Consider the following 21044-nt stretch of genomic DNA (forward strand, 5'->3'; position numbering starts at 1 on the left):
TGGGTGAAGCGCGATGACGGTAGACAAAAGCGCGGTTTAGCGCCTGTAGCCGCGCCTGAGCAGAAGTTGGCTAAGTACCGTGAACGCCATCGTGGGAAGTTCATCAAGTTTGCGCACAACGATGTTATGCGCATAAAACTTTTCTACGGCGTCGTCGAGAAGTCCGATACCGATCAGTTCTATGCCCGAACTCTCGATTTCGTCGATGCGAGCCCGCAGGTCGGTCCGCAAGATCACCGGATGGCCATCGCCTGTGGCGGGGTAGCCGTCGGACAAGACCATCAGGATGCGACGGCCGGCGCGAAGCGCCGCCAAACGTCCGGCGGCCCACGTCAGCGCTTCTCCATCCGGATTCTCATGACCGCAATCAATCGCGCTCAGTCCCGCCGGATTGTTCGAGCCGAAGCGTTTGTAGATCTGCAGATCGAGCCGTTCGACGCGCCGGTTGAAACGGTTCAAGTCCACGCCTTCGGCTAGCTTCTGCTCATAAAGTGCGCGCATTTCCGGAGATTCGACCGAGCTGTAGCCGAGTACTTCGCACTTGAACGATAGCTGCATCAACGCGTCGCAGAGCGCGGCGGCGCAGAGCCGGGCGAGGGCGATTTTTGCGCCGGCCATGGAGCCACTGCGATCGATCAGCAGCGTGACGGCGGCATCTCGTCCTTCGGTTGTGCGCTTGACGCGAAACGGCGTCCGATATCCAGGCGACACCACCAGCTTCGCCAGCGCCGGCCGGTCGATTTCTCCGCGTTCCTGCTCGCGTTTCCAGTGCGTCTGTTCATCGGCTTTCAGCGCGCGTTCAAGGCGCGCGGTCAGCGGCGCGGTTTCCGCGCGTGCGAGCGCGCGCAGGTTACGCCATTCGGCGGCGTCGCCCAGGCCGGTGAGATCGGTGATGAGGTCGAATTCGGTCGTGAGCGCAATGGACAGGCGAGGGCGGCCATCGATCATGTCGATATCGAAGGTCATCGGCGGCGCCGGCGAGCTTGCTTCCGACGCCTGCGCGCTAGCGTCCGACGGCGCCTGGGCCATGCTGGTGGCATCCGAGGACGCTGCGTCGGACGTTTCCTGCGTTGCAGAATCCGGATCGCCCGATACCTGCTCGGCGTCGAGCGCTTCATCGGCGTCGGCGGAAAACATCATGGTGTTCACGTCGCCGGCTGCGAGCGACCTGATCCGTGCCACGAGCGCTCGCGCGCCCGCCACGCTTTCGGTAGTCGATCGGCTGGCGCGCGTGGTCTGCAGCAGTTCGCTCACGGCGCCGAGCGTGGCGATGAGGGCCGGAGTCCGCTCGGTCACGTCGGGCGCTTCGTCCCAAAGCGCGCGTTCGATAAACCAGATCAGCCTGTCGCGCCAGGCCAGGGTTGGCCAGTGCGCGTGAGTATCACGCGCCGTTTGTTCGCGCAGCTTCGCGACAAACTTGCGCGCCCCCGGATAGTCGTCGAACAGCCGCTCACAGACGCGCCGGTCTTCGATCGCTTGCGCAATCTGCCGAATCGCTCCGGAATTGAGCGCGCTGATTTCGCTGTTGGTGGAGTACTTCGAGCGCGCCACCAGCAAGTCGAGCTGGCCGGTGAGTGCGTCCAGATCAATCGCGCCGGCAGCGTCCGCGACGATTTCCGGCAACACGATGCGGTCCCGTTCCACCCGCGGCCCGCTTGTGTCGAACGATACCGTCACGCCGTATCGGCCCGTCAGTACACGGGCTATCTTGCCGAGCATCGAGTCTGAATGGGTCAGGTCGGAGGCGGACACGTCGGTTACCGGTTAGACGCAAGGGCGCGGCGCTTCGCGCTATCTTCCATGTGGGCCGGCGAGAGCGTAGCGCCAGCGCTCCGTGAATCTCGCCTGATAAGTACGGCGTTCATTCGTCGAAAGCAATGTGATGCCGGATGATGCTGCGGATCAGCGCGGCGTCCTCGACGCTCACTTTCGCGTAGATCGCCGGGCCGGCGGCGCGCTCCGGATCGCCGGAGCGCAGCATCAGGTCGGCCCAGTCGAGCAGGCGCCGGGTCGAAAACGCGCTCGCCAGATCTTCGCGGGCGAACGCCGCGCGGCAATCGGCGGCAATGGCGGCGAGCGTTTGCGCCATCGGCCGCGTGAAGCGGCTCCCCAGCGTGCGCATCAGCACTTCAGCCTCTTCCTCGGGCGACAGGTAGTTCATCAGATACACGCGCCAGCGATCGAGAAACGCCTCGTTCATCAGGTTGGCGCCCTGATACAGGTGCCGATACACGCTCATCGCGCCGACCGCGTTCGCGGTTGCGAACAGGCGGAAGGACGGATGCGGCGCCACCAGTTCGTTGCCTTTTTCCTTCAGCAGCAAACGGCCGTTGGGTTCCAGCACGGCGGTGAGAACGGCGAGTATCGAGGGCTCGGCGAAGTCGATTTCATCGACAACTAGCCACAGGCCTTCGCGCAAGGCTGTCGGCAACACACCGTCCACCCAAAGCGTTTCGCCGCCTTTCACGGTCCAGAAACCCACGAAATCGCCGATGGTCGTCTGGCCGTTCATGTTCGCCCGCAGCACGCCGTGTTGCGTACGGGCGGCGACCTGCTCGATCAGGCTCGTCTTGCCCGCGCCGGTGTGGCCGATCAGCAGCACGCGCCGGTTCTCCACGATGTCCTGGAGGATGTCGCTGAAACGTTCGGGGAAGAGATAGGCCGGGTTCAGGCGCGGCACGAGCGGACCCGGCTGGCCAAGCGGCATGACCACCGCGCCGATCGTCAGAATTGCTTCGTTTGAATCCGCATTCGCGTCTTGAAGTGCTTGCCGCGAGGCGTGCCGAAGTTCCTTCAGGAAGCCGCTTCGTCCTTGCGCGGGCAGCGGTGCGAGCGCGGGATCGTTGGGCCGAAAAAACCCCTCCCGATGCCACTTTTGCAACTTCGACTTGAGGTTTTCAAGGTCGACGACGGTATCGATATTGGCCGGCCCGTCGCCGACTCCATGTTCGATCCGATACATCTGCGAGCGATCGGAGAGCGTCACCCGCCACCACTCGGTGGCCTGTCCCGTCGAGCGCTCGTAGCGGCCAATGTGAGGTTCATCTTGCAACGTCGGTTCGGGCGCGTTCATTGGCTTGGCAGGGCATTGGCGGGGTGAATGGGTAAGGCTGAATGTTCGAAACTTTACACGGTCGAGGGGTGGACTCGGCGTGGTGGAGCGGTTTCGCGGTTCGCAGCGAAGGAATTTTTTAGGGTGGGAACAGCGGGCAATTTCAGCACCGATTTTAACTTATAAATTACCTGAGAATTAGTTCTTAAGATACTGATAATTAACAGATTTACAGGAAATTTATCGTAAACTAGAAACACAGTGACAATAAGTTTTTAAGTTGATGTTTTTAAAGAATAAAAATATACCAATGGAGCGCCGACTCTTAAGGTGTTTCCTTAGAATTTTCTCACCCTCTTGTTTAACTGCAAAAATGTATCTTAAGCATCTGATTTTTATGTGAAAATTAACTATTTGTACAAAATAGATGAGATATTCGCGATATCTATATGATTTAAAACAACTAAGTCGAAAATGCAGATGCAATTTCTCGTTCAAGATCTTGAAACCCGATGAACCTCCGCCCGCGCGACCTTGATCTTCCGCCGCCCGCAACCACGCCTTGCTCCTCACGATGGCAAAATACCCGCTCCACCCACCAGGAGCCGCAATGAGCACCCCGATCCAGCACGATTTCCGTTCCGATACCGTCACGCGACCCAGCCCGGCCATGCGTGCCGCGATGGCATCGGCGGAAGTCGGTGACGATGTTTTCCGCGACGATCCCACCGTCACGCAGCTGGAAGCCGTGATGGCCGAGCGCTTTGGCAAGGAAGCGGCGGTTTTCCTGACCTCGGGTACGCAGTCGAATCTCGTCGCTCTGATGGCGCATTGCGAACGCGGTGATGAGTACATCGTCGGGCAGCAGGCGCATGCCTATCGTTGGGAAGCGGGCGGCGCGGCCGTTTTGGGGAGCATCCAGCCGCAGCCACTGAACAACCAGCCGGATGGTTCACTACTGCTCGCGGAGATCGAGGACTCGATCAAGCCCGACGATTCGCATTACGCGCGCACCCGCCTGCTGGCGCTGGAGAACACGATCGGCGGGAAGGTTTTGTCGCAGGAGTACATGGAAGCGGCGACAGCGCTGGCCCGTCGGCACGGCCTCGCGACGCATCTGGACGGGGCGCGTATTTTCAACGCCGCGACGGCGCTCAATACCCCCGTCGCCACGCTGACGCGCTCTTTCGATACGGTGTCCGTGTGTTTATCGAAGGGATTGGGTGCGCCGGTGGGGTCGGTGCTGGTCGGCAGCGCGCCATTGATCGCGAAGGCGCGGCGCACGCGCAAGATGGTCGGCGGCGGTTTGCGGCAGGTCGGCATTCTCGCCGCGGCGGGACTTTACGCACTGGAGCACAACGTGGCGCGGCTCGCCGATGACCATGCCAACGCCGCGACGCTCGCCAAAGGCCTGGCAGCCTACGAAAAATTGAAGGTCACGACGCCGGACACGAACATCGTGTTCGTGGAAGTGGACAGCGCGATTGCTGCTGACTTCAAGACGCACCTGGCGGCGCGCGGGATCGGGATTACATCGGCGTATAGCGCGACGAAACAGCGCTGGGTCACGCATCTGGATGTGGACAGTGCGGCGGTGGAACACGCGCTGGCGGCGGTTCGGGCGTTTTTCTCCGAACGGTAATTGCCGCGCGCGTTCATTCTTCCTTGATGAAATCGATGAATGCGCGCAGCGGTGCGGGCATGTGTGTACGGCTCTGGTAGTAAAGGAACGGTCCTGAGAAATGCTCCCACCACTCGTGCAGCACGGGCACGAGTGCTCCGCTTTGTATGGCCGGCCGCAAGAATTCCTCGAACGTATAGATCATCCCCAGGCCCGCTGTCGCGGCGCCGACTTCAAGCTCGATCACCGACGCCACCAGCGGCCCGTTCGGCGTAAATCGCACTTGTTCGCCGCCGCGCTCGAAGCGCCAAGCCGCCAGCACGCCGCTTGCGAACCGATGCCCAATGCACGCGTGCTCCAGCAAATCGCGCGGATGCTCAGGCCAGCCGTGCGCAGCAAAATAAGCCGGCGCGGCCGCCGCTACGAAATGCTGCGTGCGCGGGCCGATCGGCACGGCGATCATGTCGCGCTCCAGCCGTTCGTCGTAGCGGATGCCGGCATCGAAACCTTCTGCCAGCACGTCGATAAACGTATCGTTCGACACCACTTCCAGCGTGATCCCTGGATGCGCCGCGAGAAAACGCGCGACGATCGGCGGCAGCACGTGCATGGCCACGATAGTCGGCACGTTCAGGCGCAAGGTGCCGGTCGGGCTGTCGCGGAAACTGTTGATGGCGTCGAGCGCGCCGGCAATCTCGCCGAGCGCCGGCGCGAGCCGTTCCAGCAGGCGCTGGCCGGCCTCCGTGACCGTGACGCTGCGGGTGGTGCGGTTGAGCAGACGCACGCCGAGCCGCGCTTCAAGCCGGCGGATCGCCTCGCTCAAGGCGGAGGCTGAGACCCCGCGCAAACGCGCCGCGGCCCTGAAACTGCGCACCTTAGTGATTGCGACGAAGGCGCTTAGATCGGAGAGATCGGGATCGTTCATTGTGCGTTTTTTCGTACAGCCCGTGCTGTGAAGGCCGGATTGTCGCACGACAAAACGCCTCGCATACTCTCCCCAACGCTCGCAATCACGCGATGCCAGACCCTGGGGGATTTGACATGAACGATAGGCAACTCGGCGCGAACGGACCGCGCGTATCGGCGCTTGGACTCGGCTGCATGGGCATGTCCGGCATGTACGGACCGGCCGACCGCGCAGAAAGCATTGCCACGATTCACGCCGCGCTCGAAGCCGGCATAAACCTGCTCGACACCGGCGACTTCTACGGCAGCGGCCACAACGAAGCGTTGATCGGCGAAGCGCTGAAGGGTGCGAAAACCAGACGCGACGCCGCCGTCATCAGCGTGAAATTCGGTGCATTGCGCGATCCGGCCGGCGGCTGGGTCGGTTATGACGCGCGGCCGGCGGCCGTGAAGAACTTCCTGACGTATTCGATGCAGCGCCTCGGGGTGGATTACATCGATATCTATCGCCCGGCGCGGCTCGACCCGAATGTGCCGATCGAAGAGACCGTGGGCGCGATAGCGGACATGGTGAAAGCCGGTTATGTGCGGCACATCGGGCTGTCCGAGGTCGGCGCAGAGACTATCCGGCGCGCGGCTGCGGTACATCCCATCACCGATCTGCAGATCGAGTACTCGCTGATTTCACGGGGCATCGAAGGCGATATTCTTTCGACTTGCCGCGAACTCGGTATCGGCGTGACGGCTTATGGCGTGTTATCGCGCGGGCTGATCAGCGGTCATTGGCAGGCGGCGCAAAATCTGGCTGCCAACGATTTTCGTGCCCACAGCCCACGTTTTCAGGGCGAGAACGCCGAGCGGAACCTGCAGTTGGTCGAAGCGCTGCGGCGAATTGCGGAAGCGAAAGGCGTGTCGGTCGCGCAGATCGCGATTGCATGGGTCGCGGCGCAAGGCGACGATATCGTGCCACTGGTTGGCGCACGCCGGCGAGACCGGTTGACGGAAGCGTTGGGGGCACTGGACGTCGTGCTGACGCCGGATGATCTCAGCGCAATCGAACATGCCGTGCCGAAGGGTGCCGCAGCCGGGGACCGGTACGCCGCCGCGCAAATGGCCCACCTTGACAGCGAGACACGCCACGGCTGATGGCTCCAGTCAGGATCCAAAGCGTTGGCGCGATCCGATTGCAAGTTGGCGCGATCGGATTAGTACCACGGGGAGCGTGCTTCTAGAATCCGGTGAACGCAGCACTTTTCGTTCACCGTTAAAGGAAGCACTCATGTCTTCAGTCTGGTTTATTACGGGCAGTTCCCGCGGTATTGGTCACGAATTGGCGAAGGCCGTCCTGGCCGCCGGTCATCGCCTGGTGGCGACTGCGCGCCGTCCCGAGGATCTGGCCGCGCTCGTCGCGCAGTACGGCGAGCGCGTGCGCGCTGTCGCGCTCGACGTGACCGATCCGGCTTCAGCGCGGGCCGCTGTGCAGCAGGCCGTGGAGGCGTTCGGCCGCCTGGATGTCGTTGTCAACAATGCGGGTTACGGCAACATCGCGTCGATTGAGGAAGGCGATGACGCCGATTTCCGCGCGCAGATGGAAACCAATTTCTACGGCGTCGTCAACGTGACGCGCGCCGCTTTGCCGGTCCTGCGCACGCAGCGCAGCGGCCATATCATCCAGATTTCATCGATAGGCGGACGCGTCGGTTCGCCCGGCCTCGCCGCGTATCAATCGGCGAAATGGGCCGTGGAGGGGTTTTCCGAGGTGTTGTCGAAGGAAGTCGCGCCGTTCGGGGTCAAGGTGACGATCGTCGAGCCGGGCGGCTTTCGCACGGATTGGGCCGGTTCGTCGATGACCATCCATACGCCGGGCCCGGACTACGCCGCAAGCATTTCGCCCTTGCTCGAATACCGCGCGTCGCACCGTCCAGTGGGCGATCCGGCGAAAGCAGCGCAAGCGATCTTCGGCATAGCTGGACTGGACGAAGCGCCGCTGCGATTGCTGCTCGGCAGCGACGCGGTGCATATTGCGGGACAAGTGCATGAAGCGCGCGGTGCGATGGATGCCAAATGGCGTCACGTGAGCCTCTCGACCGATGCCGGCGATGCCGCCGAATGGCGCGGGCTGGTCGATAAACTCGAGATCGTGAAGCAGCCGGTCAGGGAATGAAAAGCGTATGAAAACCGATGGCGTTCCGGTCAGTCCCGCATTGTTCGCACGGCTCGAGACGCTGGGTGTCGATGTGTCGCGCACATTCCGGGCGGCCGGCTTGCCTCTGCCCTTGCCGGCGACGGCGACGGCGATGTCGAATACCCAGCGGGGCCGGATGCGCCTGACGACGCAGAAATACTTCGCGCTGTGGGAGGCTATCGCGCAGGTGAGCGGGGACCCGGCCATCGGCTTGCGTATTGGCGCTGAAACCTCGCACGGGCAGCTCGACGCCATGTCGCTTGCGGCGCTGCATTCCGCCAATTTCGGCGAGGCGCTGGCGAAGCTCGGCCGTTACAAGCGGCTGAGTTGTCCGGAGGAGGTGGTGGTCACCGTGCAGCGTGACGAGGCGGCCGTGACGTTTCGCTGGTTACTTGCCGATGGCTTCGTCCCCGACCTGCTGGCTGACGCGATGTTCGCGTCAGCGCTCGCCTTGGCGCGGCGCGGATCGGGTATCGCGGTCAAACCGCGTCGCGTGGAGCTGACGCGTCGGCCGGCCAACCGGGCGATGTTCGCGCGCCACTATGGCTGCGAGATCGTGTTCGATGCCCCGAACGATGTGCTCGTATTCGATGCGGCAACGCTCGCGCTACCCTTCGTGACGCATAACGTCGATTTGCTCGCCGCTGTGCTGCCGCAACTCGATGCCGGACTGGCCGCGCTTGCCCGCGAGCAAACCTTCACCGATCACGTCGATGCCGTTCTCGCACGGAGCATGCGTGGCCAGCGTCCTAGCATTGAAGCGCTGGCGCGTGAGCTGGGGATCAGCACACGCACGCTGCAACGCAAGCTTGCACTCGATGGAACAAGTTATCAGCAGCAGCTCGACCGCGTGCGCAACCGGATAGCGCGCCGCTTGCTGGGTAGCACCGATCTCGCGGCTGGCGAGATTGCGTGGTTTTTGGGCTTTGAAGAGGTCAACTCGTTTTCCCGGGCGTTCAACCAGTGGGAAGGGATGACGCCTCAGCGATGGAGGGGAAACGAGGGGGTTAGTCGCGACAGGTCGTTCACAGAACCCGTTGTTTGATTCGGAATGCTGATCAGATGATGGTGGTGTTCCGTGAGCCGCCGCTAATATTAAATTCGCCACGGGACGAAGCTTCATCCCGGTGCGCGGTTACGTCAGCGCTCGATCATGGCGCAAACAATGTCGCAGAATGCCTCTGGTTGCTCGAGCATCATCATGTGGCCAGTGTCGGGCTGGACGAAGTAGCTTAGCGACGCGCTCCTGACCCAGTCCGGTACATCCCACCCCGGTGCCGAACGCTCTCCTGCCAGCAAGTGGATCGGCGTCCCCATGGCGACTGCCGCGCGAGCGTGCTCAAGGAACTCCGGCGAGCCCGTTTCTTTCACCACTGCACGAGCCATCGCCGCGATGGTTGAACGAGGCTGGTTGCGAAGGATATCGTTGGCCCAGGCAATCCGCTGCGGGCTGAGTGTTACGCCGCTGTTTTGAAGCCACGCGGCGGGATCGGCGAGCATGCGTCGATGTTCGGCGCTCCACGCTTCATCACTGAGCGTGGCGATTTTCCGGCACCAGAAGGCGTCTTCAAGCGTGAAGTTGCCTTCGACGCTGATGAGTCCACGCACCAGCGTCGGTGCTTTTGCTGCGACCAGCATTGCAACGGCTCCGCCGACACTGTGGCCCAGCAACCAGCTTGGTTCTCCGACTTGCTCTTCCATATATCGGATAACCGATGCTGCCTGATTGTCGAGCGTAATCGAGTTAGCATCGGCGTTTGCATGTGAGCCGTATCCGATCAGATCGGGCGTATGAACGCCTGTTCCACGCATCCGTGCATCGGGTGAAAAATACGCGATAGATCCCATCAAGCCGTGAATCATGACGAGCGGTGTTGCTTTGTCCATCTTCTTCGGTTCCTCAGGTATTTCTAGTGATACGAATTGAGCGGCAGGCATATCAAATACGAGTCAGATTTGTCCGTTGATGCAGGCATCTGGCTGGACGAATACTAGCGCGACTCGCAGCCGGCCGGTACGCAATCAGCCATTTAGCGGAGCACGAAAAATCAGGCGAAACTCTCACAAAACCTGGCCGTACGTCGCGGGCGGCGCGCGAATTCACGCGCTTGTGCGGGCCTATCCAAAGAGCTAATTTCACCAGGCCCCACGACGCACAACGATAAAATCCCCAGCCTGCAATAAACTATGACACTTAAAGCCAGCCGCGCGCCTCATGGCCACCGCTTGGTTCCGCCATTCCCGTTTGAAAAGGACCGATCTTGCTTCACATCGAAACCCCGTTGATCCTGCATCCCGGCCTGTCAACGTCCACGCGCCGTATCTGGCTCAAGCTCGAAAACCTCCAGCCCAGCGGCTCATTCAAAATGCGGGGGATGGGCTTGCTGTGCTCGCGCGCGAAAGGGGCCGGCAAGCGCCGCGTGGTTTGCCCGTCGGGCGGCAACGCCGGTTTTGCGACTGCATTTGTAGCGCGCTTGCTGGGCATGCAGGCTGAGATCGTGGTCCCTTCCACAACGCCTGAAAGCACCCGCAAGCGCATCGCCGCGCTCGGTGCGACCGTGATCGTGCACGGCGATGTCTGGGACGAAGCGAACGAGCATGCGCTGGCGCTATCGGCGTCCGATGAAGTCGAGTACGTGCCGGCGTTCGATCATCCAGTCTTGTGGGAAGGCCATAGCACGATGATCGACGAGATTGTCACTGTCCTGCCGCAAGTGGATGCGGTTGTGGCCAGCGTGGGCGGGGGCGGTCTGCTCGCCGGTATCCTGACGGGTTTGATGCGCCACGGCCGCACGGATTGCCGTGTGATCGCGTGCGAGACGACAGGCGCGGCGTCATTTCGCGCGGCGCTCGATGCCGGGCATCCGGTCAAACTGGATCGCATCGACAGCATCGCCAAGTCGCTTGCCGCGCTTCAGGTGGCAAGCTGGCCAGTCGACGCCATCAAGCAGTTTCCGCACGAGTCGGTGGTGTTGTCCGATGCCGATGCAATCATGGGCGTGACGCGTTTCGCCGATGACCATCGGCAGCTGGTGGAACCGGCTTGCGGCGTATCGCTTGCTGTCGGGTACCTCGATCACCCGGCGATTGCCGGAGCGCACGATGTGGTGATCGTGGTGTGCGGCGGAGTCAGTGTCGATGCGCGGATGGTGGCGGACTGGGCGAGCTGATTCGTTCATCCCGGGGACGCGTCGTGCTGTGAAAAAACAAACACGCCAACGCAACGCTCACCGATCGTATTTGTGCCTGCTCGCCAGATCGTCCTCGTCCATCGCGTCTCCAAAGCCGGTCGGCACGACGACCAGAGGGAAGCTACCCGCCGCGTCATGGTTATCGGCAAGTGCAAAGGCCTCCGAAATAATTTTATCCACGTCCTGCCGCATCATCGTCACCTCAAACGGCAGATGCGCAGCGAACGGGTCCCAGTCGAAGCACCCGACAACCGTCGATTGCAACGCATCCCGGGACAGTTGCGACGTGAACTGCACCAGCCCTTCGAATGCGGTAATCGAATTGATGAACAAACCAGCCGGCAGCCTGCCAAGGCTCTCGTAGCCATGAGCAAGCGCTTGTCGCGCAGCGGAGGCGTTGTATCCGCAGCAATCCACCGCATCGGCCGCCGGGCTCATGCCGCTGGCTTCGAACGCGTCACGGAATCCAAGAATGCGCTCTTGCGTGGCGTACTCGCCGGCCACGCCGCCGAGAAAGGCCAGTTCTTCGGGAACACCACCTTGCGCCCTCATCTTATCGATCAACACTTCAGTCAGCGCTCGAGCGCCGCCGCGGTTGTCCGAGACGACCGATGGTGCACCCGAGCCGGGCAAGTCGACATTGATGCACGTCACGCCTGCCGCCGCACACAATGAATTGAGAGGCGTAGGGTTGCGCACACCGGCAATGAAGAGCACTTCGACTCGTTGCGACAGCAGCGTCTGAGTGACGCTTGTCTCGACCGCCGGATTCCGCTGCGTACTGACGACGATAGGGCACAGACCCCGGCTTCTCGCCTGTTCCTCGAAGGTCTCCGCAAGCCCTGCAAAAAAACGATTGCGATAGTGCGGAAGGATCATCCCGGCGAGCCCGGAACGCGAGAGCCGCAACCCTCTGGCCCGCATGTTGACGTTGTACCCGAGCTGCTGCGCGCTCTCCAGAATGCGGTTGGCGGTTTCCTCCTTGATGCGATATCGCATCCAACTGCCGTTCAGCACCATGCTCACCGCCGTGACCGACGTGCCGGTCGCCTCGGAAATATCGTAGATCGTGGACTTACGTCCCTTGCTACTGCGGACCATCTGAATTTCCCCTTGCGTTTTGCGTTGCATCGTCACCAGGAGGCTGACCTGCTTCGACCGGAAACCATACTAGGGTATTCGAGAGTTGACCATCAAGCTAAATGGATTCAGCATCGGTCCCGTCATTAGCTGAATGGATTTAGCAAAATGCTAAAAAATTCGGTGACCCGGCAAATTGTCCACAATCAAACCAACGGACTTCGCCCGAGCGAGAGCTCACGCAAGTCCAGGCGGAGGAGACATGTCAAGGTACTTGGTACGCGCTCTGTGCGTAGGCGTCGCTGCATTCGCGTTGGCAACAGGCCTGGCTATGGCATCGCCTGACAAGCCAGTCATTGGAGTAGTCGTAAAAATCGGCGGAATTCCGTGGTTCAACGCCATGGACGCCGGCATCAAGAAGCGAGCGGAGCAACTCGGCGTCAAGGCATTCATGGTCGGCCCGACGAGCGCGGATCCTGCGCTGCAGGTGCGGGCGATCGAGGATTTGATCGCGCAGCACGTGGATGTGATCGGCGTTGTGCCGAATGACGCCGAGGTATTGGAGCCGGTCCTGGCACGGGCACGCGCCGCGGGCATCAAGGTCATCACGCACGAGTCGCCGAAGCAGAAGAATACCGATTGGGACTTCGAACTGGCGTCGGTCAAAGGCTTCGGCGAAGCGTACGCAAAGCGCATGGCGACCGCGTTGGGCGGCAAGGGCGAATACGCTGTCTTTGTCGGATCGCTGACCGTGCCTTTGCATAACGCGTGGGCCGATGCGGCAATCGCTTATCTCAAGGCGAACGATCCCGGCATGACACTGGTCGGCGACCGCTACGGTGTTGCCGAAGATGTCGACGCGTCGCGCAAGACCGCGCTCGACCTGATGCGTGCGCATCCCAATCTCAAGGGCATCCTCGCCTTTGGGAGCCAGGGCCCGATCGGCGCGGCCCGTGCGGTTGCCGAGAAGCATGAACAAGGAAATATCCTCGTGCTCGGCCCGTTCTCGCCGGGACAGGGCAAGCGCCTCGTGCACGATGGCGTGCTGACCGGCGGCTATATGTGGAATCCCGAGATTGCCGGCGAAGTGTTCGTGACCCTGGGTGTGATGGTCGCCAAGGGTGAGCCGATCAAGGACGGTACGAAGATCGAAGGCCTGGGGGTCGTCCATCCCGACGGCCATAACCTGATCGTCGATCAACTCGTGGATCTCAACGCGAAAACCGTCGACGACCTCGCGAAGATGGGGCTCTGAACGCGATCGTCAGTTTCCCAGGAAGGGTGAGGGGCGGCTGAGGCTTTCCCTCGCTTGAGCGGACAGGCCGGGTATTGGTGGCATCGGAGTGTTTTCATGGTTCCAGCGGCTTCGAAGGACCGCCTCGCGCCCCCGCGAGGCGACACGAGCGAGATGCCGGCGGCTGTCGACATTGGCGACACGCCCCTGCTCAAGCTTGAAAATATCACCAAGGTATTCGGTGGCGTAAAGGCGCTGCAGGCGGTGAAGTTCGACGTCATGCCAGGCGAGGTCGTGTGCCTGGCCGGAGAAAACGGCTGCGGCAAGAGCACGCTGATCAAGGTGATCAGCGGCGTCTATCAGCCCGAAGCCGACGCCGTCATGTTGATGGACGGGCAATCGATCGCTGGCCTGGAGCCGTCGAAGGCCCGGGACCTCGGAATTCAAGTGATCTGGCAGGACCTCGCGCTGTTTCCCGAGATGACCGTGGCCGAGAACATTGCCTTCGAACGCAACCTCGGTCCGCGTCCGCGCCTGGTGAACTACGGCCAGATGAAAATCGCGGCTCGCCGCATCCTTGAGCGTTTGGGCGTTGCGATTGACCTCGGCCGCTCCGTGCGCTCGCTCTCGATCGCCCAGCGGCAGATCGTGGCGATCGCCCGCGCGCTCGTCGCCGATGCCCGGCTTGTGTTCATGGATGAACCGACTGCATCGCTCAGTCACGCCGAAACCAAAGCACTGCTGACGATTGTGCGCCGCCTCTCGGCTGACGGGATCGCAGTCGTGTTCGTCAGTCACCGGCTTGCCGAAGTGCTCGACGTATGTACGCGCGTGACTGTGCTGCGTGATGGGCAATATGTCGGCACGTTCCCGACCGCGGGCATGACGCAAACTCGTCTCACGGAACTCATGACCGGCCGCACATTCGATTATGCGGTGCGGACCACGGACTTATCCGCTGTGCCCATCGTGCTAAACGTCGAGGGCCTGTCACGGCGCAATGAATACGATGCCGTCTCCTTCTGCGTGAAGAAGGGCGAGATTCTTGGCCTCACCGGCCGCCTTGGCGCAGGTCGAACAGAACTGGCGCTGTCGTTGTTCGGCATGACGCGCGCGGCTGCCGGGACGGTCAGCCTCGATGGAAAAAAGCTATCGCTGGGTTCGAATCGCGACGCGATCCGGGCAGGCATCGCTTACGTTTCCGAAGATCGGCTTCAGTTAGGTTTGGTACAGCAGCAGTCTATTGGCGACAACACCGTTGCCGCCGTGCTGGACGATCTGCTCGACGCCGCGCATCTGATCGCTCCTCGCAAACGCAATGCCCTGATTCACGACTGGATCCAGCAACTGGCGGTCAAGATCGGCAAGCCGGACGATGCCGTCTCAACGCTGTCCGGGGGCAATCAGCAGCGCATCGTGCTTGCCAAATGGCTGGCGACGAACCCGAAACTGCTGATCCTGGATTCGCCGACGGTAGGGGTCGACGTGGGTGCGCGAGCCGGCATCTTTGCCATCATCCACAAGCTCGCCGAGCAGGGCATGGCCATCTTGCTGATCTCCGACGAAATCCCTGAAGTCTATTTCAACGCCGACCGTATTCTGCATATGCGCAATGGGCGCATGGTCGCGGAGTACGTGCCGGGAGCCACGACCATCGACCAAATCGAGCGAGACGTCCATGCCTGATCTTCGCAAATGGGGGATTGGTTCGATCGAGGCCCTGCTGATTCTCGTGATCGCCGCCATGGTGGTCGGGCTCGGCGCCACGACTTCAACGTTCCTCACCCTGCCCAACCTGTTCGACCTGCTCAACCAAAGCGCGGTCAACATCATTTTTGCAGCCGGGCTGCTGGTCGTGCTGATTGCCGGCGGGATCGACATCTCGTTCGCCGTGGGCGCCTCCGTGGTCCAGTACCTGAGCGCGCTCACCGTCATGCGGCTGGGCGGCGGCGACTGGGCGCTGGGCTTCCTGGTGGCCGCCGGGTTTGGCTGTCTGCTTGGAGCCATCAATGCCACCATCATTTATCACTTTCGGATCGTATCGATCGTCGTGACCATCGCGACCTTCAACGTATTCTTCGGTGGCTTGATGTTCCTGACGGGAGGCGTCTCCATCTACGACCTGCCGGACTGGTGGATGAACCGTGTTTCGCTGCTCTCGTTCAGGACGTCGAGCGGCGTAGCGGAGCTCGCGTTGCCCGTCGCGGTGATGGCAGTCATGGTGGTGGCCACCTGGTTCCTGCTCCGGCGTACGACTATCGGCCGGCAACTCTACGCCATGGGCGACAACCCCGAGGCGGCGCGGCGCGTGGGCATCAACATGGGTGCGATGCATTACGTGGCTTTCGGATGGCTCGGGATGATGGCCGGTATTGCAGGACTGATGCAGGCGCACTATGTGCAAGAGGTCGTGCCCAACGCGCTGTATGGCCGCGAACTCGATGTACTTGCGGCCGTGGTGCTTGGCGGCGCGCGCCTTGGCGGTGGCCGCGGCACGATTCTCGGCGCCATCCTTGGCGTCCTGCTGACGGCCATCACCGCGAACGGGTTGAATCTGCTTGGAATTTCACCGTATGCGTTCAAGATGATCATCGGCGCGATCATTCTGATCGCCATCACCTTATCGAGCGACGGCCTGGCCAAGCTGTTCGGATCGCGATTTACGCTGCCGCGCGCAAAGGTCTCGTCATGAATACCTCCTCACCGCATCGCTCCGCTGTACCGCTCGTGCAAGCCGATGTTGTCAGCCTGTTAGGATTCCTCGGAATTGTGATCGTGGCCATGAGCTTCGCCTCGGATCGCTTCCTTACCACCGGCACCTTTGTTTCGGTGGCGTTCCAGCTGCCCGAACTCGGGCTCTTCACGCTGGCCATGCTGATGCCGTTGATCTCCGGCGGCTTCAACCTGGCCGTCACGTTCACCGCGAACATAGCCGGGCTCGCAATGGCGTGGGTGCTGCATGCCCAGGGCGGCGCGGATGCAGGCGCCGGCGCCATCGTGCTTGGGATTTGCGCTGCGCTTGCTACGGGCGCGGCGGCTGGCTGGATCATGGGGGCAATCATTGCGCGCACCGGCGCGAGCCCGATCCTGGTGTCCCTTTCAATGATGATCTTTCTACGCGGCCTCGGAGAATTCCTGACCCACGGCGAAGACATTTCCGGCTTTCCTCCGTTCGTATTGAAACTGGGCAACGGCCTCATGCTCGGCGTTCCCGTCCCGCTCTGGATCTTCGCCGGGTGTGCCGCGCTCTGGCATGTCGTCATGACCCGCTCGCGACTCGGTTTCGCCACACGAATGATTGGCTCGAATATAGAGGCAACCCGTTATTCGGGTATCGACACCCGGCGCGCAGTGACGCGGATCTACATGCTCTCCGGCCTGATGTGCGGCGTTGCCGGCGTGGTGATGCTGGCCAGTTTCAATTCGGTGCGCGTCGGGCACGGGGAGGCGTTCCTGCTGATCGCCGTGCTGGCCTGTTTCCTCGGACGCGTGGATCCGTTTGGGGGTTTTGGGCGCGTCGTGCCAGTTGTCATCGCGCTGGTCATCCTGCAGGTCATAGCCTCCGGCCTGAACTTGCTCGGCGCCAACCAGCATCTTGCCACCGCTTTATGGGGCGTGTTTTTACTTGCCGTGATGTTCCTGCGTTGGGCGTGGGCACGCGGTTATTTTCAGTCTTTGGTCCGCAGACGCGCGACCGTTACCGGAGGAGTGACTCAATGAATAAGCTCGGTGTTCATGCATTGGTATGGGCCGGCGACCTGACGCCGGAGTCGACCCGCAAGGTCATCAGCCAGACCAAGGCAGCGGGGTTTGATCTGGTCGAGCTGTCGCTTCACGGACCCAAGGTCATGGATCTGGCGCTCACGCGCGACCTGCTGCAGGAGCACGGCCTGGAGATCGGGTGTTCGCGTGGCCTTACATTTGATGCCGACGTTTCCAGCGATAACCCGGAGTCCGTTGCACGCGGCCTGGCATTGCTGGAAGAGGGTGTCAGCATTACCGCGGAACTCGGCGGCAAATATTTCGGCGGCATCCTGTATGGTGCAATGGCCAAATATCACGCGCCGGTGACCGCTCAGGGAAGGCGCAACGCGGTCGACTCGCTCAAGCGGATTGCCGATTTCGCGTTGAAGAAGGATGTCACGCTGGGCCTCGAGGTCGTGAACCGCTACGAAAGCAATTTGCTCAACACGGCGTCACAAGCACTCGCCATGCTGGATGAAGTCGATGCCCCCAATGTCGTGGTGCACCTCGATACCTATCACATGAATATCGAGGAATCCGACTTTATGCAGCCGGTGCTGGCATGCGGGAAGCGCTTAGGCTATGTCCACATCGGCGAAAGTAATCGGGGCTACCTGGGATCGGGGACTATTGATTTTGCACAGTTCTTTCATGCACTATCCATGATTGGCTATGAGGGCGTGGTCACGTTCGAAAGCTTCTCGTCGACTGTGGTGAACGAGCAGTTGTCGAACGCATTGGCGATCTGGCGGAACCTGTGGGACGACAGCATGGACCTGGCCACGCATGCGCGGGCGTTCATGGCTGGCGGCATCAACGCTGCGGCCAAAGCAAAGGCGCATCATTAGCGGAAGGTTTCTCCGGGCGATTCAGCGCAGCGCAGATAACGAGTGCGCTCACGCTGCGTTCCTGCTTCGTTTTCGTGGTTGACGTCCCCAGCCACTTGAAGAACGGCGACGCTCGCCGCCCTATTTATAAAATCACACAGGATTGTGCCTATGATCGAAGACCGTTTTCTTGTGCGACTGGAGCAGCTTGTAGCGGATGGCCGGCGGCGCATTCTTGGGCTGGTGGGTGCGCCGGGCGCAGGCAAGTCAACGTTGGCAGAGGCCATTCTCGAGGCACTGCCGGGCCGCGCGGTCATCGTTCCCATGGACGGGTTTCACTTGGCGAACGTCGAACTCGAACGCCTTGGCCGCGCGTCGCGCAAGGGGGCCGAGGATACATTCGACAGCGCCGGTTACGTCGCCTTGCTTGCACGCCTGCGCGCGCAGCGTCACGACGAGATGATCTATGCGCCCACGTTCCGCCGGGAAATTGAGGAGCCCATTGCGGGAGCCATCCCGGTGATGCCGGACGTGCCGCTAGTGATTACCGAAGGCAACTATCTGCTGCTGCAGCAGGGTCAATGGAGCGGCGTTCGCCCGCTGCTCGACGAAGCCTGGTATGTCGATGTCGATCCAGAGTTGCGCCTGAAGCGGCTCATTGCGCGCCACGTGAAGTTTGGCCGCGATGAAAACGCCGCCCGCGAGTGGGTTCTGCGCAGCGACGAAGTGAACGCGGCGCTCGTTGATACGACGCGCGGGCGCGCCGATCTCGTCTACCAATGGTCGTCGTAGAACATGTGACGGCGCAGAAAACCTGCATTTCATAGCACCAGGACGGAGACGGGACACGGCAAACCGTGCTCCGACGCCGATCCGTACGGCGACTTGCAGAAAGCGAACTACCGCCGCGCGGTAGATTTCGCATGCACCGCAATCAGCCCGCAGCATTCCCTCAGCCACTTCTCCGATGGACCGTCGCGCCTCGCCGCGCGGTTCAAATGAAACCACGACGCCGCCTCGACCCGAATTGACCTGCGGTCAACGGCGGTTGCTCGTCTTTAAGTGCTGGTAAACCCGGCCTCGCGCAACCAGCAAACCACTGCGCGGCATCTTCCCAACGCAAGTTCGGTCTCCTCGATTTTCGGCCGCAAAAAGCCCGACGCCGCTTAAACGTCCCTCATCGCATCGCAGCAAAAAAAACGGCAAACCTGCCGTAGCGCTAGCATTTTCAACCCAATCGCACCGCACCACTCCCGCGTCGTCAAACAAATCCACTTGACTAATACTGTGTGTGGAATATTGTATATCACAAACCAAACAACGCCAGCCAAGGAGGAGAGACGTTATGGCAGAAGTACTGAGTCACCCGCAGACCGCCACTGCAGCCGAGACAGCAAAGCAGGAAACACCGGCGACCACCGACGGTTTCCATCTGGTCATCGACGCCCTGAAACTGAACGACCTGAACACGATCTTCGGGTTGGTCGGCATTCCGATCACGGACTTGGCACGCCTCGCGCAAGCCGAAGGGATGCGGTTCATTGGCTTCCGTCATGAACAGCACGCGGGCAATGCGGCGGCGATCGCCGGCTACATGACGCAAAAGCCGGGCATCTGCATGACCGTTTCGGCGCCGGGCTTCCTGAACGGCCTGACGGCGCTCGCCAACGCGACGACCAACTGCTTTCCCATGATCCTGATCAGCGGATCCAGCGAGCGTGAGATCGTCGACCTGCAGCAAGGCGACTACGAGGAAATGGATCAGCTCAACGCCGCCAAGCCGTACGCGAAGGCCGCGTACCGCGTGCTGCACGCGGAAGACATCGGCATCGGCATTGCGCGCGCGATTCGTGCGGCGGTGTCGGGCCGTCCCGGCGGCGTCTACCTGGACTTGCCGGCGAAACTGCTGTCCCAGACCATCGACGCCGTGAAGGGCAAGCAATCCCTTGTACGCGTGATCGATGCAGCGCCGCGCCAGCTTCCAGCGCCTGACTCAGTCAAGCGCGCGCTCGATGTGCTGAAGGGCGCGAAGCGTCCGCTGATCCTGCTCGGCAAGGGCGCGGCTTACGCCCAGGCCGACGCGCAGATTCGCGAACTCGTGGAAAAGAGCGGCATTCCGTATTTGCCGATGTCGATGGCCAAGGGCCTGCTGCCCGATACGCACGAGCAATCGGCATCCGCCGCGCGTTCGTTCGTGCTGCAGGAAGCCGACGTCGTGCTGCTGATCGGCGCGCGCCTGAACTGGCTGTTGTCGCATGGCAAGGGCAAGACGTGGGGCGCGGCGCCGAAGCAATTCATCCAGGTCGACATCTCGCCGACGGAAATCGACAGCAACGTGGCGATCGCCGCGCCGGTGATCGGCGATATCGGCTCGTGCGTGTCGGCGTTGCTCGATGGCATCGATGCAGGCTTCCCTAAGCCGAGCAACGAATGGACGGGTGCAATCTCCGAGCGCAAGAACAAGAACCTGGAAAAGATGGCCGCGACGCTGGCCAAGAATCCGTCGCCGATGAATTTCCACAGCGCGCTGCGCGCGATCCGTGACGTGTTGAAGACGCGCCCGGACATCAACGTGGTCAACGAAGGGGCGAACACTCTCGACTACGCCCGCAGCATCATCGACATGTACGAGCCGCGTAAGCGTTTCGACTCGGGTACGTGGGGAATCATGGGCATCGGCATGGGCTTCGCGATTGGCGCGGCGGTGACGAGCGGCAAGCCGGTGGTCGCCATTGAAGGCGACAGCGCGTTCGGTTTCAGCGGCATGGAACTGGAAACCATCTGCCGTTACGACCTGCCGGTTTGCACCATCGTTTTCAACAACAACGGCGTGTATCGCGGCACGGATGTGAACCCGACCGGCGGCAAGGACGTTGCCCCGACCGTGTTCGTCAAGAACGCGCGTTACGACAAGATGATTGAAGCTTTCGGTGGCATTGGCCGCCACGCGACGACGCCCGAAGAGCTGACCGAGGCGCTGCAGGAAGCCATTGCGTCCGGCAAGCCGACGCTCATCAATGCGGTGATCGATGAAGCCGCCGGCACCGAGAGCGGCCGCCTGACGAATCTGAATCCGCAAAGCACGGCGATGAAAAAGTAATCCGCTTGGACGTTACCGCGGGCATTGGCGGTGCTTCGAACACGCACCGCCGATGCTCTCGCCAGAACATGAGTCACCCACCTTTAGCCAGTGAGTCAGGAGAC

The 21044-nt window shown here is 61.5% G+C and carries 17 protein-coding genes; 12 read left to right on the forward strand and 5 right to left on the reverse strand.

What is annotated here, in order from left to right:
• Positions 1-36 precede the first annotated feature (36 nt).
• Both ACSOSP_RS39535 and ACSOSP_RS39540 read right to left on the reverse strand, forming a co-directional pair.
• Complete coding sequence (locus ACSOSP_RS39535) at positions 37-1752, reverse strand: cobaltochelatase CobT-related protein (protein ID WP_455314441.1); 1716 nt, start codon at positions 1750-1752, stop codon at positions 37-39.
• A 109-nt stretch (positions 1753-1861) separates the two neighbouring features.
• Complete coding sequence (locus ACSOSP_RS39540) at positions 1862-3073, reverse strand: AAA family ATPase (protein ID WP_455314442.1); 1212 nt, start codon at positions 3071-3073, stop codon at positions 1862-1864.
• Between the two features lie 589 nt (positions 3074-3662).
• Here ACSOSP_RS39540 and ltaE point away from each other — a divergent pair.
• A complete protein-coding gene (gene ltaE / locus ACSOSP_RS39545) occupies positions 3663-4694 on the forward strand; it encodes a low-specificity L-threonine aldolase (RefSeq protein WP_455314443.1) in 1032 nt (343 codons plus the stop codon).
• Between the two features lie 13 nt (positions 4695-4707).
• On the opposite strand, the gene ACSOSP_RS39550 is transcribed toward ltaE, so the two are convergent.
• Positions 4708-5598, reverse strand: coding sequence for a LysR substrate-binding domain-containing protein (locus ACSOSP_RS39550; RefSeq protein ID WP_455314444.1), 891 nt, complete (start codon positions 5596-5598; stop codon positions 4708-4710).
• Between the two features lie 116 nt (positions 5599-5714).
• Between ACSOSP_RS39550 and ACSOSP_RS39555 the strand changes: the two genes are divergently transcribed.
• The 3 genes from ACSOSP_RS39555 (at position 5715) to ACSOSP_RS39565 (ending at position 8809) form a co-directional block, all read left to right on the forward strand.
• Positions 5715-6725 (forward strand): aldo/keto reductase, encoded by a 1011-nt coding sequence (locus tag ACSOSP_RS39555; RefSeq protein ID WP_455314445.1) that lies wholly within the window; start codon positions 5715-5717, stop codon positions 6723-6725.
• Between the two features lie 133 nt (positions 6726-6858).
• On the forward strand, positions 6859-7743 hold the full coding sequence (locus tag ACSOSP_RS39560) for an oxidoreductase (RefSeq protein ID WP_455314447.1): 885 nt from the start codon (positions 6859-6861) through the stop codon (positions 7741-7743).
• Positions 7744-7750: 7 nt separating this feature from the next.
• Positions 7751-8809, forward strand: coding sequence for an AraC family transcriptional regulator (locus tag ACSOSP_RS39565; protein ID WP_455314448.1), 1059 nt, complete (start codon positions 7751-7753; stop codon positions 8807-8809).
• 95 nt (positions 8810-8904) lie between these two features.
• Here the strand turns inward: ACSOSP_RS39565 and ACSOSP_RS39570 are convergent, their stop codons facing one another.
• Entirely contained in the window at positions 8905-9651 is a 747-nt protein-coding gene (locus tag ACSOSP_RS39570; protein WP_455314449.1) for an alpha/beta fold hydrolase, read from the reverse strand.
• A 374-nt stretch (positions 9652-10025) separates the two neighbouring features.
• On the opposite strand from ACSOSP_RS39570, the gene ACSOSP_RS39575 reads away from it, so the two are divergent.
• Entirely contained in the window at positions 10026-10934 is a 909-nt protein-coding gene (locus ACSOSP_RS39575) for a pyridoxal-phosphate dependent enzyme (RefSeq protein WP_455314450.1), read from the forward strand.
• 57 nt (positions 10935-10991) lie between these two features.
• Here the strand turns inward: ACSOSP_RS39575 and ACSOSP_RS39580 are convergent, their stop codons facing one another.
• A complete protein-coding gene (locus ACSOSP_RS39580) occupies positions 10992-12056 on the reverse strand; it encodes a LacI family DNA-binding transcriptional regulator (RefSeq protein WP_455314451.1) in 1065 nt (354 codons plus the stop codon).
• Between the two features lie 241 nt (positions 12057-12297).
• On the opposite strand from ACSOSP_RS39580, the gene ACSOSP_RS39585 reads away from it, so the two are divergent.
• From ACSOSP_RS39585 to oxc, 7 genes are all read left to right on the forward strand, one after another.
• Positions 12298-13290, forward strand: coding sequence for a substrate-binding domain-containing protein (locus ACSOSP_RS39585; RefSeq protein WP_455314452.1), 993 nt, complete (start codon positions 12298-12300; stop codon positions 13288-13290).
• Positions 13291-13443: 153 nt separating this feature from the next.
• Positions 13444-14955: a sugar ABC transporter ATP-binding protein gene (locus tag ACSOSP_RS39590; protein ID WP_455315383.1), complete on the forward strand. Its 1512-nt coding sequence runs from the start codon at positions 13444-13446 to the stop codon at positions 14953-14955.
• Positions 14948-15961 (forward strand): ABC transporter permease, encoded by a 1014-nt coding sequence (locus ACSOSP_RS39595; RefSeq protein WP_455314453.1) that lies wholly within the window; start codon positions 14948-14950, stop codon positions 15959-15961. Before ACSOSP_RS39590 ends, ACSOSP_RS39595 begins: the two co-directional genes overlap by 8 nt.
• The gene (locus tag ACSOSP_RS39600) at positions 15958-16989 is read left to right on the forward strand and encodes an ABC transporter permease (protein ID WP_455314455.1); all 1032 of its coding nucleotides are present in this window, start codon (positions 15958-15960) and stop codon (positions 16987-16989) included. Before ACSOSP_RS39595 ends, ACSOSP_RS39600 begins: the two co-directional genes overlap by 4 nt.
• A complete protein-coding gene (locus tag ACSOSP_RS39605; RefSeq protein ID WP_455314456.1) occupies positions 16986-17861 on the forward strand; it encodes a sugar phosphate isomerase/epimerase family protein in 876 nt (291 codons plus the stop codon). Before ACSOSP_RS39600 ends, ACSOSP_RS39605 begins: the two co-directional genes overlap by 4 nt.
• Before the next feature lie 150 nt (positions 17862-18011).
• A complete protein-coding gene (locus ACSOSP_RS39610) occupies positions 18012-18632 on the forward strand; it encodes a nucleoside/nucleotide kinase family protein (RefSeq protein ID WP_455314457.1) in 621 nt (206 codons plus the stop codon).
• 553 nt (positions 18633-19185) lie between these two features.
• Complete coding sequence (gene oxc / locus ACSOSP_RS39615; protein ID WP_455314458.1) at positions 19186-20940, forward strand: oxalyl-CoA decarboxylase; 1755 nt, start codon at positions 19186-19188, stop codon at positions 20938-20940.
• The last annotated feature ends 104 nt before the right edge of the window (positions 20941-21044 follow it).

Source organism: Caballeronia sp. KNU42, assembly GCF_053760385.1.

What these genes read in the sequence shown, in the direction of transcription:
- ACSOSP_RS39540 (WP_455314442.1), bottom strand. Translation starts at nt 3,073, where the DNA reads ATGAACGCGCCCGAACCGACGTTGCAAGATGAACCTCACATTGGCCGC.
- ltaE (WP_455314443.1), top strand. Translation starts at nt 3,663, where the DNA reads ATGAGCACCCCGATCCAGCACGATTTCCGTTCCGATACCGTCACGCGA.
- ACSOSP_RS39550 (WP_455314444.1), bottom strand. Translation starts at nt 5,598, where the DNA reads ATGAACGATCCCGATCTCTCCGATCTAAGCGCCTTCGTCGCAATCACT.
- ACSOSP_RS39555 (WP_455314445.1), top strand. Translation starts at nt 5,715, where the DNA reads ATGAACGATAGGCAACTCGGCGCGAACGGACCGCGCGTATCGGCGCTT.
- ACSOSP_RS39560 (WP_455314447.1), top strand. Translation starts at nt 6,859, where the DNA reads ATGTCTTCAGTCTGGTTTATTACGGGCAGTTCCCGCGGTATTGGTCAC.
- ACSOSP_RS39565 (WP_455314448.1), top strand. Translation starts at nt 7,751, where the DNA reads ATGAAAACCGATGGCGTTCCGGTCAGTCCCGCATTGTTCGCACGGCTC.
- ACSOSP_RS39570 (WP_455314449.1), bottom strand. Translation starts at nt 9,651, where the DNA reads ATGGACAAAGCAACACCGCTCGTCATGATTCACGGCTTGATGGGATCT.
- ACSOSP_RS39580 (WP_455314451.1), bottom strand. Translation starts at nt 12,056, where the DNA reads ATGGTCCGCAGTAGCAAGGGACGTAAGTCCACGATCTACGATATTTCC.
- ACSOSP_RS39585 (WP_455314452.1), top strand. Translation starts at nt 12,298, where the DNA reads ATGTCAAGGTACTTGGTACGCGCTCTGTGCGTAGGCGTCGCTGCATTC.
- ACSOSP_RS39590 (WP_455315383.1), top strand. Translation starts at nt 13,444, where the DNA reads ATGCCGGCGGCTGTCGACATTGGCGACACGCCCCTGCTCAAGCTTGAA.
- ACSOSP_RS39595 (WP_455314453.1), top strand. Translation starts at nt 14,948, where the DNA reads ATGCCTGATCTTCGCAAATGGGGGATTGGTTCGATCGAGGCCCTGCTG.
- ACSOSP_RS39600 (WP_455314455.1), top strand. Translation starts at nt 15,958, where the DNA reads ATGAATACCTCCTCACCGCATCGCTCCGCTGTACCGCTCGTGCAAGCC.
- ACSOSP_RS39605 (WP_455314456.1), top strand. Translation starts at nt 16,986, where the DNA reads ATGAATAAGCTCGGTGTTCATGCATTGGTATGGGCCGGCGACCTGACG.
- ACSOSP_RS39610 (WP_455314457.1), top strand. Translation starts at nt 18,012, where the DNA reads ATGATCGAAGACCGTTTTCTTGTGCGACTGGAGCAGCTTGTAGCGGAT.
- oxc (WP_455314458.1), top strand. Translation starts at nt 19,186, where the DNA reads ATGGCAGAAGTACTGAGTCACCCGCAGACCGCCACTGCAGCCGAGACA.